General features: G+C 64.6%; 1 protein-coding gene. It reads left to right on the forward strand.

The features are described from left to right. Positions 1–69 precede the first annotated feature (69 nt). A partial coding sequence (locus FS767_RS21930) for a site-2 protease family protein (RefSeq protein ID WP_178102772.1) occupies positions 70–316 on the forward strand: 247 nt, incomplete at its 3' end.

The raw sequence follows: 316 nt of genomic DNA on the forward strand, positions 1-316 counted from the left end.
TGATCCCGCGCCTCGACACCTGGCCTGCGAGTCCGCAGAATCTGCACACTGAGGTAGCGGAGGCAGCCAATGTCCATCCTTTATACGATTCTGGGAACCCTGATCGCCCTGGGCGTCCTGGTGACCATCCACGAGTATGGCCATTTCTGGACGGCGCGCCGTTGCGGCGTCAAGGTCCTGCGCTTCTCCGTTGGCTTCGGCAAACCGCTGCTGCGCTGGCACGATCGCCAGGGCACCGAATTCGTGGTGGCCGCGATCCCGCTGGGCGGCTACGTCAAGATGCTGGACGAGCGCGAAGCGCCGGTGGCGCCTGAAG

It is taken from the genome of Pseudomonas sp. DE0010 (genome assembly GCF_007680745.1).
Taxonomy (GTDB): Bacteria; Pseudomonadota; Gammaproteobacteria; order Pseudomonadales; family Pseudomonadaceae; genus Aquipseudomonas; species Aquipseudomonas parafulva_B.